General features: G+C 66.4%; 14 protein-coding genes and 1 pseudogene. 6 read left to right on the plus strand and 9 right to left on the minus strand.

Annotated elements, in window-relative coordinates:
• Nucleotides 1–6: 6 nt before the first annotated feature.
• The 5 genes from PKE79_RS13125 to PKE79_RS13145 all read right to left on the minus strand — a co-directional run bounded on the left by PKE79_RS13125 (nt 7) and on the right by PKE79_RS13145 (nt 4,680).
• The gene (locus PKE79_RS13125) at nt 7–813 is read right to left on the minus strand and encodes an ABC transporter permease (RefSeq protein ID WP_271174151.1); all 807 of its coding nucleotides are present in this window, start codon (nt 811–813) and stop codon (nt 7–9) included.
• A complete protein-coding gene (locus PKE79_RS13130) occupies nt 810–1,574 on the minus strand; it encodes an ABC transporter ATP-binding protein (RefSeq protein ID WP_271174152.1) in 765 nt (254 codons plus the stop codon). The genes PKE79_RS13125 and PKE79_RS13130 overlap by 4 nt, the downstream gene beginning before the upstream one ends.
• Complete coding sequence (locus tag PKE79_RS13135) at nt 1,571–2,902, minus strand: amidohydrolase family protein (protein WP_271174153.1); 1,332 nt, start codon at nt 2,900–2,902, stop codon at nt 1,571–1,573. The genes PKE79_RS13130 and PKE79_RS13135 overlap by 4 nt, the downstream gene beginning before the upstream one ends.
• Complete coding sequence (locus PKE79_RS13140; protein WP_271174154.1) at nt 2,899–3,993, minus strand: ABC transporter substrate-binding protein; 1,095 nt, start codon at nt 3,991–3,993, stop codon at nt 2,899–2,901. Before PKE79_RS13140 ends, PKE79_RS13135 begins: the two co-directional genes overlap by 4 nt.
• A gap of 105 nt (nt 3,994–4,098) precedes the next feature.
• Nucleotides 4,099–4,680 (minus strand): helix-turn-helix domain-containing protein, encoded by a 582-nt coding sequence (locus PKE79_RS13145; protein ID WP_271174155.1) that lies wholly within the window; start codon nt 4,678–4,680, stop codon nt 4,099–4,101.
• A 298-nt stretch (nt 4,681–4,978) separates the two neighbouring features.
• On the opposite strand from PKE79_RS13145, the gene PKE79_RS13150 reads away from it, so the two are divergent.
• The 3 genes and pseudogenes from PKE79_RS13150 to PKE79_RS13155 all read left to right on the plus strand — a co-directional run bounded on the left by PKE79_RS13150 (nt 4,979) and on the right by PKE79_RS13155 (nt 7,517).
• On the plus strand, nt 4,979–6,403 hold the full coding sequence (locus PKE79_RS13150; protein WP_271174156.1) for an FAD-dependent monooxygenase: 1,425 nt from the start codon (nt 4,979–4,981) through the stop codon (nt 6,401–6,403).
• A gap of 145 nt (nt 6,404–6,548) precedes the next feature.
• Nucleotides 6,549–6,638, plus strand: a pseudogene (locus PKE79_RS16705) (DUF2510 domain-containing protein); the annotation flags it as partial.
• 69 nt (nt 6,639–6,707) lie between these two features.
• Complete coding sequence (locus PKE79_RS13155) at nt 6,708–7,517, plus strand: G5 domain-containing protein (protein ID WP_271174157.1); 810 nt, start codon at nt 6,708–6,710, stop codon at nt 7,515–7,517.
• Here the strand turns inward: PKE79_RS13155 and PKE79_RS13160 are convergent.
• From PKE79_RS13160 to PKE79_RS13175, 4 genes are all read right to left on the minus strand, one after another.
• Nucleotides 7,496–9,103: a DNA/RNA helicase domain-containing protein gene (locus tag PKE79_RS13160; protein ID WP_271174158.1), complete on the minus strand. Its 1,608-nt coding sequence runs from the start codon at nt 9,101–9,103 to the stop codon at nt 7,496–7,498. The two genes, PKE79_RS13155 and PKE79_RS13160, sit on opposite strands and share 22 nt — an antisense overlap.
• Before the next feature lie 157 nt (nt 9,104–9,260).
• Nucleotides 9,261–9,581, minus strand: a complete 321-nt coding sequence (locus PKE79_RS13165; RefSeq protein WP_271174159.1) for a nucleotide pyrophosphohydrolase — start codon at nt 9,579–9,581, stop codon at nt 9,261–9,263.
• A 122-nt stretch (nt 9,582–9,703) separates the two neighbouring features.
• Nucleotides 9,704–11,254, minus strand: a complete 1,551-nt coding sequence (locus PKE79_RS13170) for a DUF262 domain-containing protein (RefSeq protein WP_271174160.1) — start codon at nt 11,252–11,254, stop codon at nt 9,704–9,706.
• Nucleotides 11,255–11,256: 2 nt separating this feature from the next.
• Entirely contained in the window at nt 11,257–12,159 is a 903-nt protein-coding gene (locus PKE79_RS13175) for a hypothetical protein (RefSeq protein WP_271174161.1), read from the minus strand.
• 272 nt (nt 12,160–12,431) lie between these two features.
• Between PKE79_RS13175 and purL the strand changes: the two genes are divergently transcribed.
• The 3 genes from purL to PKE79_RS13190 all read left to right on the plus strand — a co-directional run bounded on the left by purL (nt 12,432) and on the right by PKE79_RS13190 (nt 16,080).
• Nucleotides 12,432–14,765, plus strand: coding sequence for a phosphoribosylformylglycinamidine synthase subunit PurL (purL, locus tag PKE79_RS13180; protein ID WP_271174162.1), 2,334 nt, complete (start codon nt 12,432–12,434; stop codon nt 14,763–14,765).
• On the plus strand, nt 14,765–14,908 hold the full coding sequence (locus tag PKE79_RS13185) for a hypothetical protein (RefSeq protein ID WP_271174163.1): 144 nt from the start codon (nt 14,765–14,767) through the stop codon (nt 14,906–14,908). Before purL ends, PKE79_RS13185 begins: the two co-directional genes overlap by 1 nt.
• Before the next feature lie 323 nt (nt 14,909–15,231).
• Nucleotides 15,232–16,080, plus strand: a complete 849-nt coding sequence (locus PKE79_RS13190) for a cation-transporting ATPase (RefSeq protein ID WP_271174164.1) — start codon at nt 15,232–15,234, stop codon at nt 16,078–16,080.
• The last annotated feature ends 61 nt before the right edge of the window (nt 16,081–16,141 follow it).

Genomic DNA, 16,141 nt, shown 5'->3' on the forward strand with positions numbered 1-16,141 from the left:
GCGAGCTCATTCCCAGGTCACGATGCGCTTGCGGAGGAAGCGCACGGCGACGTTGAGCGCGATCCCGATGGCCGAGAGGATGATGAGCAGAGCGAAGACGGCGGGCGTCTCCATCCGCCCCTGAGCCTGCAGGATCAGAACCCCCAGGCCCTCCTGGGCGCCGACGAACTCGGCCACGATCGCTCCGATCATCGCGTTCGCGACGGCGAGCTCGAGACCGCTGAAGATCTGCGGGAGAGCTGCCGGGATCATGAGGCGCAGCCTCGTCTGAAGCGCAGAAGCGCCGTTGACTCGGAAGAGGTCGATCTGATCGCGGTCGACCGACCGCAGGCCGTGGATGGTGTTGACGAGGACGGGGAAGAACGCGAGCAGCACGACGACCACGACCTTCGACGTCAGACCGAATCCGAACCAGATCACGAAGAGCGGAGCGACGGCGACCTTCGGGATGGATTCGATCGCCACGATGTACGGGAAGACGATGCCGTACACACGCGGGAGCTGCGCGAGCGTCAGGGCGAGCGTCAGGCCGAGCGCGACGCCGATGGCGAGCCCCAGCGCGACCTCGATCATCGTCGCGCCTGCGTTCTGGAGGTAACGAGGGAGCGCGACCGGGTCGGCCAGGGCGACGAGCACCTCGTTCAGGGGCGGCACGACGTACCGGGGAGTGTTGAGCCAGCCGGGCAGGAACTGCCACGCCGACAGCAGCGCGGCGAGCACCGCGAGGGCGCCGACGACCTGCGATGGCGAGGAGCGCGGCTTCCTCTTCGGCGCGCTGGCGCTCCCGGTCGACCGGGTGATGTCGGTGGTCATGCGTGGCTCACCTCGAAGTGGCTGCGGATCCGGGATGTCAGGGCGGCGAAGTCCGGTTCGCCGAGCAGGTCGAGCCTGCGCTCCTTGCCGAAGGGGATCTCGATCTCGTCGACGATGCGCCCCGGTCGAGGGCTCATCACGATCACGCGCTCCGCGAGGAAGACCGCCTCGCTGATCGAATGCGTGATGAGGACGGCGGTCGTCCCGGTCTCGCGCCAGATGCGGTTCACCTCGACGTTCAGGATGTCGCGGGTCATGGCATCCAGCGCGCCGAAAGGCTCGTCCATGAGGAGGAGCGAGGGGTCGTGCACGAGTGCCCGGCAGATCGCCGCGCGCTGCTGCATGCCTCCGCTGAGCTCATGTGGGCGCTTGCCGGAGAACTCGTCCAGTCCGGTCATGCGCAGCAGATCCAGGGCCTTCTGCCGATCCGCCGCGGTCGGTCGGCGACGCAGGCTCAACGGGAGCAGCACATTCGACAGGATGTCGCGCCACGGCAGGAGCGTCGCCTTCTGGAACACCATGCCCACGTCGCCGTTGCCCGCCGCGATCGGATGCCCGCCGATCGCCGCGCTGCCGCGGCTGTGCTCCTCGAGTCCGGCCAGGATCTTCAGCAGCGTGGTCTTTCCGCATCCACTCGGACCGACGATCGCGAGGAACTCGCCCTCCTCGATCTGCAGGTCGACGTCGCTCAGAGCGTGCACGTCTCCGGTGCGGGTGGTGTAGACCTTCTCCAGACCGCGCAGGTCGACGAGCGCGCTCACAGTGAGATCCCGTAGAGGTCGCAGAGGTTCCCGTGCAGCACCCGCTCGGCGAGCCATCCCGCCTGTCGCATGGTCCACAGCCCATCCCGCACGCCCGACTCGAGCACGGTGTCGAGAGACTTCCGCGCCCGCATCGTCGAGGCGTAGTGCACCTCGGGTGAGGCGGTGTCCGTTCCGTAGAGCACGCGGTTCGCCGGCAGCAGTTCGAGCCACTCCTCGAGCAGACGCCCGACCGTGTGATGCTGCAGGTAGGGCATCCATGAGAAGTCGAGGTGGACGTTGCCGTTCATCTGCGCGAGCGCGGTGAGGTACGAGCTGTACGGGAATCCGCCGTGGATGAGGATGATCTTGAGCGTGTTGAGCTTCGGGTCGCCGATCAGCTCCTCGAGAAGCAGCGGATTCGCCGTGCTGATCCGCAGACCGGGTTCGGGGTGCCCGAAGCCGGTGTGGATCTGCACGGGCATCTCGTTGGCGACCGCCCACTCGAGGATCTCGAACGCGAGGTAGTCGGACAGCGTCTTGTGCGCCGCCGGGTCGACCTCCGCTGTGGAGGCGAGAGTGCGCCACGCGTCCTCCGCGGCCATCCGCTCGGTGCGCTGGAACTGCAGGGTGCGCACGTAGGCGGAGGCGATCTTCAGCCCGACGAACCCCGATGCTCGTCGACGGTCGAGCGAGGCCCTGACGAAGTCGACGTATGCGGAGAGCGTCGCAGGGAGCGATGGCACGCCTGCGAGGTCGAGCTGCCGCTGCAGGATGCTGCTGAAGATCCGTCGGAAGCGAGGCGTGTCGGTTCCTCGACCCGTCCATGTCGGATGGCCGAACGGGAAGAGGTAGGGGTCGATGCGGGCGACGGGCTTGTAGCGCTCGTGCGGCCACAGCTCGGCGTCGATCTCAGGGATGTCGGTCAGCACGCTCGCGGTGTCCGAGAGGAGGAGGGCGCGATCGTAGAGGGCGGTGAAGTCCTTCTCCCGCGCCTCCAGGCTCAGCCGATCGGTCGTCTGCGCGTCGTGGCGGCCGTACAGCGCCTCGCTTCCCTCCCGGAGCACAGCCGCGTAGACGGTCGTGCTCTGGAATCGACGGCTCTCCTCGATGAGGGCAGGGATGCTGAGCGCGGCAGCCAGGCTGTCCGCCTCCGCCGCTCGCCCTGCTTCGGACTCGGCCATCCACTGCTGATAGTCGGCGTGCGGCACGCGCCCCTCGATGTGGCCGAGAGCGTTCTCGAGCTCGTACGACGAGACAGGCTCCAGCTTCTGACCGGGCCGCACGTAGCCGGCGTGGGAATGGTGGTCGATCGCGGGGACGCCATCGGTGTAGGTCAGGGTGCTCATTCGGCGCTCCAGTTCTGTGCTTCGGTGATGACGGCGTCGGCGTCGAAGTCGCTGTAGCCGTCGACGAAGTCGTTGACGACGTGCGAGGCGGCGTCGACCTCCGAGTCGACGATCCCGGCTTCGAGGGCGAAGTCCTCCCACGCGCGGATGGCCTCCGGCGAGTACGCGCCCCAGGTGCCGTTCGCCTGCGGGTCGCCTGCGAGGAGCAGCTCGATGCGGCGGCTCAGAGCGACGATGTCGATGGCCAGCTGCTCATCTTCCGTCGCGCCCGCAAGGAGCGTGTTCGGGTAGGCCTCGTACATGATCCGGAGGGCTGCCTCGGGGTTCGTCGCGGTGAAGAGCGTCGCCTTCGCCATCGCCCGGCCGAAGCCCTCGACGACGTCGGGCTCCGACGAGACGTAGTCAGGCGACGTGAAGTACGTCGTGGAGAACAGCGACTCCACCTCGGGCGTCGTGAAGTAGGTCAGCTCGGCTCCCGTCTGCTCGAATGCCGCGTACTCGGTGTCCCAGAGCGAGAGCGCATCGACCTGTCCGGTCTCGAGTGCCTGCAGGGCCGCTGCCCCGGTGCCGACGGCGACGTTCGTGAAGTCGACGTCCTCCTCGAGCCCGACGGAGGAGAGGATGCCGTTCGAGAGCAGGAGGTTGCTGCTCCCCAGGGCCGACTGCCCGATGGCGCCGCCTTCGAGGTCCTCGAGAGACCGGATCGGCCCCTTCGCGAGGGCCGCGATCGAGCCGGTCTGCTGGCGGATGTAGTTGTAGACGAACGCGACGTCTCCGCCGTTCTCGATGGCCTGGAGCAGCGGCTCAGGAGGCGTGCTCCCGATCTCCAGGTTGCCGCTCGAGATGCCCTGGATGATGGCGGTCGTGTCGGTCGTGTGCACGATCTCGAGTCGGATGCCCTCCTCCTCGAAGTAGCCGAGAGCATCGGCGACTGCCATGGGCGCGTTGTTGGCCCCCATCTGCGTCGGGATTCCGAATCGGACGGTCGTGAGGCTCTCGCCGTCAGCGCTCGTCCCGGGGGACGAACAGCCGGTGAGCGCGAAGAGCGAGACAGCGGCGATCAGGGCGCCGTTGCGGAGCGGGTGGTGCATGCGGAACTCCTTCGGGTGGGGTGAGCCGAAAGGCGCAGTGGTGCACAGGCGCGCCGAGGAGAGCTCCGGCACGGGGTGCCGGGGCCCGTGAGGACTCCGTGGCGGCTACTCGGGGCGAGCCGGCCAGTTCGGTGTCGACGGTGGGGTGACGATCCAGACGGCTTCGGCACGGGTGTCGCCGACGTTGCGGATCTGGTGGGGCAGTGAGGTCCGGTACTCGATGCTGTCGCCGGCGCCGAGCTCGTAGCTCTCGCCGTTGACCGTCAGCTGCAGCGTGCCCTTCAGGACCATGCAGACTTCCTGCGAGTCGCCGTGGGTGTAGTCCGGCCCTCCGGTGCCCTGACCGGGCTCGTATTCCGAGACCAGGACCTCGACGTTGCCGATCGGGGGCTGAGTGATCCCGTAGTGCGCGACGTGGCCATCCGAGAACAGCTTCGGGCGGTCTGCCTTGCGAAGCAGCCGACCGTGCTGCGGGGCGGGGCCGAAGAGCTCGAGCCAGGGGATCCCGAACGCGTCGGCGATGGAGCGCAGAACCGCGATGCTCGCGTTCGCCTGCCCGTTCTCGATCTGACTGATGTACCCGGCGCTGACTCCCGCCTTCGCCGCGAGGGAGCGCGTGGACATGCCCGCAAGCGACCGCAGGTCCCGGATGCGCGCCCCGAGCTCGATGGCTTCGGCGTCGGTCATGATGCTCCTCTTTCCGTCGAGTAATCACGGTGATTACTCGAGCTATACAGACCGTATGCCACGAGTGATCACGAAGCGATTGCCCCTGTGTTGCGGGCAGGTAAATGACGCCAGGGGCCGTCGGCGCGGCGAGGCGGGTCGGGATGGAGAGGTTCACCTGGAGATGACAAAGGCAGGAAGCTCGAACGCCTCCTGCCACCTTCAGGATATCGGCGGCCCAGGGGCTTGCCGCAAGGTCCCCGGCGCGGAGCAGAATGGTCCGCCGCGCCGGAGATTCGGGCGCGAGAGGGGGCGGCACATGCACGACGTGACCATCATCGGCGGCGGCCCGACGGGCATGATGCTGGCAAGCGAGCTGCGCCTCCACGACGTCAGCGTGCTCGTCTTCGAGCGCGACGCGGAGCCAACCCGCCTCGTGCGGTCACTCGGGCTGCACGCGCGCAGCATCGAGATCCTCGATCAGCGCGGGCTCCTCGAGCGCTTCCTCGAGCACGGCACGGCCTACCCCGGGGTCGGGCGCTTCGCGGGAATCGACAAGCCGCAGCCCGCCGACCTCGACACCGCGCACGGGTACATCCTCGGCATCCCGCAGCCGATCACCGACCGCCTGCTCGCCGAGCGCGCGGCCGAACTCGGCGCCGACATCCGCCGCGGCATCGAGGCCGTCGCCTTCACACAGGAGGAGGACGGCGTCACGATCGAGCTCGCGGATGGCACGAGGGTGCGCTCCCGGTGGATGGTGGGCTGCGACGGCGGTCGCAGCCTCGTGCGCCGTGCGCTCGGCGTCGGCTTCCCCGGTGAGGCCGCGACGACGGAGTGGCTGCTCGGCGAGATCGAGATCACGGCGCCGGCGGATGAGGTGGCCGCGATCTCGGACGAGGTGCGCAAGACGCATCGCGGGTTCGGCATCGGTCCGACGCCGGATGGCCACTTCCGCGCGGTCGTGCCCGCGGCATCCGTCTCGGAGGACCGCACCGTGCCCCCGGCGCTCGACGAGTTCCGATCACAGATCCGCGCCTTCGCCGGGACGGACTTCGGCGCCCACTCCCCCATCTCGCTCACCCGCTTCACCGATGCCACGCGCCTGGCCGATCGATATCGCGTGGGCCGCGTGTTCCTCGCGGGCGATGCGGCGCACGTGCATCCGCCCCTCGGCGGGCAGGGCCTGAACCTCGGCATCCAAGACGCGTTCAACCTCGGATGGAAACTCGCGGCGGAGATTCGCGGATGGGCCGCGTCCGGCCTGCTCGATACCTACTTCGCGGAGCGGCATCCGGTCGCGGCGGATGTGCTGACACTGACGCGCGCGCAGAGCGTACTGATCGACGCGGCTCCTGGCCCGCAGGCAGTGCGTCGGCTCTTCGCCGAGCTGATGGACTTCGACGACGTCAACCGCTTCCTCGCGGAGCGCCTCGCGTCGATCGGCATCCGCTACGACCTCGGATCGAACAACCCGCTCGTCGGGCGGAGGCTTCGCGACATGCCACTGGCGGAGGGCCGCCTGTACGAGCGCATGCGCGACGGACGGTGGCTGCTGCTCGACCAGACGAGCGGGCTGTCGGTCGACGGATGGCCCAGGATCATCCACCGGATCGCCGATGTCGGCGAGCACCTGGGTCAGGAGGCTGTGCTGCTGCGGCCGGATGGGCACGTGGCGTGGGTCGGCGAGGATCAGGTGGGGCTGGAGAGGGCGCTCGAAGAGTGGATCCGTCCTGGGAGATGAACCAGCCCGCGAGGACCGCATATTTCCCCGCTTGACTGCCCGGGCACTGATGGGCAGGGTGTGACCTGAGCTGCGAATCCGCTCGGCTGGTCGGCCGGGGGCAACGCGACACGTTTCACTTTCCTGCGTTCCCCTGGAGACTCCCTTGGCAAGCACTCCTCCCCCCGGCTGGTACCCAGATCCCGAGAACCCCGCGGAATGGCGCTGGTGGGACGGTCGGGCGTGGGCGACTGCAGCATCCGCCTCGGCAGTAGATAGGCCCGCGCGACGCCGCCCGCCCGTTTGGGGATGGCTTCTCATCGGCGTGGTCGCACTGGTGCCCTTGATACTGTTGTCGCCGGTCATCGCGCCGATCGCGCTGATCGTCGCCATAACAGGGATCGTCGGCTGGAGCAGAGGCACCCGCACCTGGATGCGCTTCCGATCGAAGAAGGCCGCGGCCGTGGTCACCGTCGCTGCCACCATCGCGCTGCTCGTCACGGGAAGCGTGACGGCGTCGATCCGCCCACCAGCGGAGGGCGAGCGCGCCTCATTCGCGGATGTGCGCACCTCCGACCGCGATACGGCGCCGCGCGATGACGCGGGCCGTCAATCGCCGGACCCCGTTTCGACTCCGACGAGCGGCGCGACACCCAGTCCCACGCCAACCCCGACGCCGACGCCGACGCCGACGGTTCGCGAGGAAGTCGTCACTGAGCAGATTGCGTTCGAGAGAGTCACGCAGGACGACATCAATCTGCCGCAGGGACAGACGCTCGTATCTACACCGGGACAACCAGGAGAGCGCACTCTGACTTACCGCGTCACTGAGCTCGAAGGGAAGGAGCTGCAGAGAGAGCTGCTCTCCGACGTGGTGACCGTCGAGCCGGTGACCGAAGTCACCTCCGTCGGCACCTATGTCGCTCCAGAACCCGCCCCGCCTGCCGCACCTGAGCCGGGGACGGGCTGCGATCCTAACTACGCTGACGCATGCGTCCCTGTCGCAACCGACGTCGACTGCGCAGGGGGCGGAGGGAATGGACCCGCTTACTTCGACGGAGTGGCGCGAATTGTCGGCTCGGATATCTACGAACTCGATCGAGACGGCGACGGCTACGCGTGCGAGCCTTCGTGACGCTCGACGCCCATCGGAAGCCGTTCTCGCAACCATCCCCTCAGCGCCGGGTCGCACACGTACACGTACGTCCCGCGGATACCCCGCGTCAGCAGCACCCCGTAGATGTTCCGGATGTACTGGAGCAGGTCATCGTCTGAGTAGGAGATGCCGAGAGCCGGGTTGTTCTCCTTGCCCTTCTTGTCACGGTACGACTCACGATCGACGAACAGACGCCGAGCAAGCGGGTCGTATCGCAGATCAGGACCGATGATCACGCCTGCATAGTTGAGGTCGTATCCCTGCACCGTATGGATCGAACCGACCTCGTCGAGGGAACCCGGCGCGTTGATCCAGTCCTTGTCGGTGCTGTTCCAGCGGAGCCTGACGCCGTCGAGCTCGATGTCGAAGGCGCTGGGGTCGCGACGGCTTCGCCACTCCCAGGCGTAGCCAGCGACGAGTCGCGCAAGCCCGTGCTCCTCCTCCTTGCGAAGGATCGCCATGCGCATGTCAGCCAGGTCATCGAAGAACCGCAGGTCGTACTCGCCGAGCATCTCCCCCGACACGGCAGCGCCCTCCTCGCCCCGCAGCAGCCGACGGATGGCCTCGACATAGTCCGCTCCTGCCTTCACCCGCATCTGGGTGAGCAGCGGATACCGGCGACTGAGAGCCGACGCCGCGCGCACCTCCGCGGCGAGCGTCGCCGCGGGCAGGTCGGCCGGCCGGACGCTCTGCTCGCCGTCCACGAGAAGGATTCGGTGCGAACTGCGCGCCTTGATCCAATCGAGCTGCGTCTTCGAGAGATCATCCGCGCCGAACAGCCGCTTGTTGATCTCGATGAAGTCGCGATTGAGCATGCCAGACGACTGATTCGCTCGCTGGTTGAGCCGATGCGTCTCGTCGACGATCAGCAGGTCAAACGGCTCCTCCGCCTTTCCCACGTCATACGGCGAGAGGACCATCGAAGGATCGAGCTTCGGAGTCTTCTTGAACACCTTCCGGATGGACAGCCGAAGCGACTGCTGCGGAACCACCAGCGCCATTCGGAAGTCCTGCAACCGGGCTCGATGCTCCGGGACGAACAGATCCGCGAAGATCGAGTCAGGCTGCACCTCGTCGTTCTCGTCGTGATCGCGGATGTCGGCGATCAGCTTCATGAGGAAGATCGCGACGATCGTCTTGCCGGTGCCGGGCTGGCCCTGAACCACGGCGGTCGAATCGACACCCGTCTCGAGGTCGGCGAAGAGCCCCTCCAGGATGTCCTCGACAGCCGCAGCTTGATCATTCGTCAGGGCCTTGAAGGGCGACAGCTTGAAGAGGTCGCTGTTCTCGATCTGCGGGATCGAGCGCTCGAAGACCCCGTCGGCCCGCAGCTGCTCGAAGATGTCGCGGAAAGATTCGCGATACAGGTCCCTGTCGAAATACGCCGCGTCGGTGATGCCCTCATTCCCATTGAGAACCGTGAACCTACCGTCCCCGGCGAGCCAGCGAATCAGGTGCGACTCGAGATCGAGGCATACGGACTTGTTGAACCGATCGTCGATGACGACGCGGATGGTCGTGAGTCCGGCCTCCCGCTTGCTCGCGTTCGCGAGGTGCTGCTTCATCCGCGCTGCGGCGTTCAGGGTCTCGCCGACGTAGACCGCCGGACGCGCCTGCCGCTGGTCGCCGTCGAGGACGTAGACGACCGGCCAATCCGTATGCGCGCGATCTCGCCGCCCCCAGGTGCGGACCTCCTCCGCGTCGAACGGGAGGCGCTCGATCCTAGAGGGCGTCATACTTCGTGCTCCGCCCCTTCGCACGCTCCACCGGGTACTTCTGTCGCGTCTTCGCGAGCTTGCTCAGCACGATCTCGTACGGGTCGACACCGAGCTTGTCCGCGAGAAGTAAACAGTACGTGAGGACATCGGCGAGCTCGTCGCGGATGTCGGCCGGGTCACCGTCCGCGTTCCACTGGAAGCACTCGAGCAGCTCAGCCGCCTCGATGGCGATGCTCTTCGCGAGGTTCTCGGTCGTGTGGAACTGAGCCCAGTCGCGCTCGCGGACGAACGCGCGCAGCTCTTCGAAGACCGCAACGCTTGACATACGGCGAACGTATCAGCGGTCGAGGCCGCCCGCGCTCCCGCCGCGGCTCGCCGCTCGACGGTCGGCTAGCCTCGCCTATCGATCGATGCGCCTAACCACTCACGATCTAGACCGTCTGGAGGTCACGCAAATCCGCGACCAGTTACACGCCCGACGAGATACGACGATCGGTTCTCCAACACGGAGGTGGGTGATTCTTCCTCACGAAGGACCAACCCCTGACTGCGCCAGATCTCGGCCGCATCTCCGGTTCGCCGTTCGCATTCTTCATACATCTGACGCAACGTAAGGTTCTTCCGCATCTTCCGCCACGTAAGGGCGTCGTGGGCGGTCAGCAAGACGAGATTAGCCAGAAGCGCCGCGCTCGCCACACGGCCGAACGTGCCTTCGCTTAGTTGCTCCCGCGTGAACAGGTATTCGTGTTGTCCTTCACTCGACCCGACAACCTCGCCAGACAGCAATGACCGCGCCTTCTCGCGACGAAGGAGCAGATCGAACCCGATTGTGACTGCCGAACCGCCACGGCGAACGCGCCCCACGAACAAGTCCGGCTCAATTGGTTTGCGAACCTCCAGCGCGCGGACGGGATCACCGCCCTTAACTTCCCGAATCAAGCGCGTCAGGTAAGACTCAGGCTTGCTCTGATACTCCTCGGCGAAGGTAGAACGCCACAACCAATCCTCAATCTCGGCCGGACGCAACTTAACCTTAAAGAGCATGATCCCGAACAGAATGAGCCGTTGCGCTTCATATGGCACCTCAGACAAGCCGGAGATTGCCAGACGCTGGAGGAATTCCGACATGCGGTCAAGCGCAGCCTCCATCTCCGACACTTCGTTCGACAAACCCCCGGGGCGCAAGGAAAGATTCTTAAGTTGCCCAACGTCTCTCGAATCGAGCGACAGGCCAGCGGCGACCGATAGACAGCGAATCAGGAACTCATCATTTAGACCATCCAGGGGCGTGGCGCGGAATCTCTCCGAGAGAGTGTCAAACGTATCCTCGAGGTCGAAGTTGGATCGCCACGTGAGAGCACGGACGAAGTCGACAGAAGACAGGGGGGTGCCACTGCTATTGACGCGCCGGAAGACCTCGACAACATCCTCAAGGCGTGCATTCGAAAGAGCGATAATGGGGACCTGATAGTCCTGGAATGTCGCGTACAGATCAAGGGCTCGAGGCAGGAGCGCCTCCCCGTTCTCGAGCGCCGCTATGTCGCCTTGAACCTTGAGGAAGCTACGACTGTCAAATAGGGCACTCATAGGAACGTGCCACGCTTCAAGCGACCGAACAGAATCGGCGTGCACAAATTCGTCGCTGTCGGCGTCGTAGTAGATCTTGTACTTCGGACTTGCATCCGGGTGTCGCAAGCATCCATAAAGACTGGAAAGCCTTTGGGCGCCGTCGAGGATGACCTCAAACGAAGTGACGCGCTCGTCAGCTTCCGGAAACGCTTCCGTCCGAAAACCGGAGAAATATCCGTCGGCAGACTCAACCTTCCACGTCAACACACTGCCAATGGGGTATCCCCGCTTGATACTTTCGAGCAACTCCAGAACGTCGCTCTCGTCCCACACGAAATGCCGTTGAAATCGCGGAATCCTTAGCGAGGTCCGGTCGATTTGGCGCAGCACAACATTGAGGTACTGTGCCCGCGGCTCCGGATTCTCCATATTCAGTCCTTATCTTCGAAGGCGGCGAGACGTTCCTTCAATCGCACGAGAGACGCCTCAATGTAGTGTGCGCTGTGACCGACATAAGAAGCCTCAAAATCAGCATCACCAAACTGCCACGCGAGCTTACGTTTCTTTACCGAGGGCGCTTGTCCGGTGCGTTTTAGTTCGTAGAGGAGGTGCGTGAGTTCACTGAGCGTATCTTGGAGCTTTGTAAGCACCTTCACTTCTAGTGCAATGTGAACGTCTGCTCCGGACCCGTCGACTACGGGAATGACGACATAGATGTGACGAGCGTGATACCCGGAATCTTTCGCGTGATACCGAGGGAAGGACTTCAACCCGAGGGCCTTCGCAGCTCCAGCAATGCGGGAACTAACATCGACGACCCCGTCAACGAACGGCACGACAAACTTCGTGCGGATCAGATCGTCCGCGAATTCGTGCACCCTGTCCGGCGTAACCCATGCACGGACAGAGGGGACGCGCTTCTTCTCCGCCCGGTCGTCAATGCTAAGGAGCTGAGGAGGACCGTCTTCGGGATTCTCCTCAATATTAAGTCGATAGAGCTTGTCGAGCACAGACTCCCACGGTTTCACAACCAGCTTGAATGCCGTTTCCCCATTTGCCCACGCGTCGACGGCTCTTATCTTCCCAACTACGAGTTCTCTGGAAAGCTGATCGTGCAGGTCCGATAGATCCCAATAGAATTCGTGATTTTGCACATCCATCTGCGCAGTCGTTATGAAAGAGCGGTATGGAGCTTCAAAGGCGGAAAAGTCCACGCCGACGACGCTGGAGAGCCTCTCGATCATGGTCACCCGCTCGTCCGAGGATGTCTCGCCGGCGGCTTTAGCGCGCTCACCGGGAAGGCCATCTACGACGGCGTCTTCGGCCTCAGTCAACGTTCATCCTCACTGAACACGAGTGTTTGATCGGAACCATAGCAACCCCATACGCCCCGGACTCGCTCACACTGCGGGACCCGAAGTGTGCGCGAATGTAGTTGACCGACACGAAGTGGCTCTCTACGTCTCGAATCTGACCTAGCCCTATCGCACGCACATCAACCGCGACCCCGCGTCGCTTCCCGCCGTCCCCCGCCCCTCAACCGCCCCACGCCCCGCCCGGTAGACTCTCCCTCGTCCGCTCCCCCTCGCCCCTCAGGAGCTTCCGCGTGACCACGCCCGCATCATCCGCTGCCCCGCACGCCCACGTCGCCGACACCGTCGAGAACGCCGTGGCCACTCCCGAGAAGGAGCAGCCGTACGACGCGCTGGGCCTGAAGCCCGACGAGTACGAGCAGATCAAGGCCATCCTCGGCCGCCGCCCCACGTCGGGCGAGCTGGCGATGTACTCCGTGATGTGGAGCGAGCACTGCTCCTACAAGAGCTCGAAGATCTACCTGCGCCGCTTCGGCCAGAAGGTCAGCGACGAGATGCGCGAGCGCCTCATGGTCGGCATGGGCCAGAATGCAGGCGTCGTCGACGTCGGCGAGGGCTGGGCCGTGACCTTCAAGGTCGAGTCGCACAACCACCCGTCGTACATCGAGCCGTTCCAGGGCGCCGCGACCGGCGTCGGCGGCATCGTCCGCGACATCATCTCGATGGGCGCACGCCCGGTCGCCGTCATGGACCAGCTGCGCTTCGGCGCGATCGACCACCCCGACACCGCGCGCGTCGTGCACGGCGTCGTCTCGGGCATCTCGTCGTACGGCAACTGCCTCGGCCTGCCGAACATCGGCGGCGAGACGGTCTTCGACTCCGTCTACCAGGCCAACCCGCTCGTCAACGCGCTCGCGGTCGGCGTCATGCGCCATGAGGACATCCGCCTCGCCAACGCGACCGGAGCCGGCAACAAGGTCGTGCTCTTCGGCGCCCGCACGGGCGGCGACGGCATCGGCGGCGCCTCGATCCTCGCGTCGGACACCTTCGCCGACGGCGGCCCGACCAAGCGCCCCGCGGTGCAGGTTGGCGACCCCTTCGCCGAGAAGGTGCTCATCGAGTGCTGCCTCGAGCTCTACAAGGGCGACCTCGTCGAGGCCATCCAGGACCTCGGCGCCGCGGGCATCTCGTGCGCCACGAGCGAGCTCGCCGCGAACGGCGGCTCGGGCATGAAGGTCGAGCTCACGAACGTGCTCCTCCGCGACCCCTCGCTCACGCCCGAGGAGATCCTCATGAGCGAGTCGCAGGAGCGCATGATGGCGATCGTCGCTCCCGAGAAGCTCGACGCCTTCCTCGCGGTCACGTCGAAGTGGGATGTCGAGACGAGCGTTCTCGGTGAGGTCACCGGGGATGGCCGCCTCGTCATCACGTGGGACGGCGAGACGATCGTCGACGTCGACCCCTCGACCGTCGCGGTCGACGGCCCCGTCTACGAGCGCCCCGTCGCCTACCCGACGTGGATCGACGCCCTCCAGGAGGACTCGGCGTCGGCCCTGGCCCGCCCGACCGAGCCCGAGGCCATCCGCGAGCAGTTCACGCAGCTCGTCGCGAGCCCGAACCTCGCCGACACCTCGTGGATCACGAACCAGTACGACTACTACGTGCTCGGCAACACGGCCCTGTCGTTCCCCGACGACGCCGGCATGATCCGCGTCGACGAGGAGTCGGGCCTCGGCTTCTCGATCGCGACCGACGCCAACGGCCGCTACTGCCAGCTCGACCCGTACGCGGGCGCGCAGCTCGCCCTCGCCGAGGCGTACCGCAACGTCGCCGTCACGGGCGCGACGCCGACGGCCGTCACCGACTGCCTGAACTTCGGCTCGCCCGAGAACCCCGAGGTCATGTGGCAGTTCTCGCAGGCCGTCGACGGCCTGTCAGACGCGTGCCTCGCCCTCGGCGTGCCGGTAACGGGCGGCAACGTCTCGTTCTACAACCAGACCGGCGACACCCCGATCCACCCGACCCCCGTCGTCGGTGTGCTGGGCATCATCGACGACGTCGCGCGGCGCATCCCGAGCGGATGGCAGGACGCGGGCGAGAACATCTACCTCCTCGGCATCACGCGCGAGGAGCTCGACGGCTCGGCCTGGGCCGACGTCGTGCACGGCCACCTCGGCGGACGCCCGCCGGCCGTCGACCTCGAGGGCGAGAAGCGCCTCGCGGGCCTCATCGCCGCCGCACGCGACGAGTGGCTCATCTCGTCGGCGCACGACCTCTCGGAGGGTGGCCTCGGCCAGGCCCTCGCCGAGGGCGTGCTGCGCTTCGGCGTGGGCGCGCGCGTCTGGCTCACCGAGATCATGGAGCGCGACGGCGTCGACGCCGCGACCGCCCTGTTCAGCGAGTCGACGGGCCGCGTCATCGTGACGGTGCCCCGCGAGGAGGACGTGAAGTTCCGTGGACTCTGCGAGGGCCGCGGCTACCCCGTGCTCCGCATCGGCGTCACCGACACCGTCGCCGACCTCGAGGTGCAGGACGTCTTCACCGTCTCGGCCGCCGAGCTCCGCGAGCTGTCGACCTCGACGCTGCCGAAGCACTTCGGCCCGACCGTGGTCGAGCCCACCGCCTGATGACGAATCCGGAAGAGGACGACGAGTTCGCCGCGTACTCCACGCAGCGCACGCGCCGCATCCGCATCACGGCGTGGATCGCCATCGTCGCGCTCATCGCGACGGGCGGCGGCTCCGCGCTGTTCGCGCTGCTCTTCCCGTAAGCCATCGTCTTCGACGCGCAGCGGCCATCCGGATCTCGGATGGCCGCTGTCGCGTTGTGGGGGCTTCTCCCTCCGGCATGTCTCACTCGTTCAGGCTTCCGGGGTGGTTTGGCCTGCATAAGCGAGACATGCGAGGGGCGGGGAGCCGCTCACACCGCGCGCATAAGGTCGGCGGATAGCTTCGGTCGCACAGAGGGAGTACTTCCACCGCGGTCGACCCGTCAGTACGGACTCGCCATCGAGTCCCGGGCGGCCGGCTCCGCATCCGGAGCGAAGGAGACTTTGGCAGACGTCGGCTGCGCCGACCCTTCCGGAAGGACCCTATGAGCAAGCTCAACCAGTTCATCAAGCTCGCGAAGAAGGCCATGAACGCGAGCTCCTCCTCTTCGTCGTCGCAGCGCGGCTCGTCGAGCACCGACTGGATGGCCAAGGCGCGCGGCGCCGTCGACTCGCTCCTCGGGGACGAGCGCTCGGCCAGCCCTCAGCCGAGCCACCGCCAGGACCCCGCGCCGGACACCCGGCGCTCGACCGGGCTCACCCCTCCTCCGTACCCCGCCTCGCATCCGTCGGCATCGCGCTCGGCGCGCACCGCGCCATCCGGATCCGCGCAGGACCGCGCCGCGATCGCCCGCTACGACTACCTGCTGCAGACCGCGCGCCCCGATCAGATCGAGCAGGTGCACCGCGAGGCCTTCGCGCGGCTCACGCCCGAGCAGCGCGCGCAGGTCGCCGAGCGGATGCGGTCGGAGCTGCCTCCGTACGAGCACCCGCGCTCGTACGATGCTCCCGAGCTCGCCCGGGTCGCCGCTCGTGCGGAGGCGTCGCAGCCGGGCAGGCTCCGCGGGCTCCTCGCCCGCACGCGGACGGTCGGCATCGCCGGCGGCGCCGTCGCGGGCGGCCTCGCGGTCGGCGGAATCCTCGCGGCGGTCGCGGGCGGGGCCATCCTCACGAGCATCGGCTCGGAGATCATCGGCCACGCTCTCGGAGCCGGCGTCGACTTCGACGCCCTCGCAGAAGGTGTGGACGTGTCGGCGATCGCCGAAGGTGCTGGCGGCTTCGTCTCGGAGGCCGGCGATTTCACGCAGGGCCTCGGCGACCAGGTGTCGGAGGCCGGCAGCGGTCTGGGCGACCTCGCGTCGGAATTCGGGCTCGGCGACTTCTTCGGGCGCTGAGTCCCCCCTGCATGTCTCGCTTTTTCACCCCAAACGGCAGCGGAAGGGTGCATGAGCGAGA

Origin of the sequence: Microbacterium barkeri (genome assembly GCF_027921765.1) — a bacterium.
Classification (GTDB): domain Bacteria; phylum Actinomycetota; class Actinomycetes; order Actinomycetales; family Microbacteriaceae; genus Microbacterium; species Microbacterium barkeri.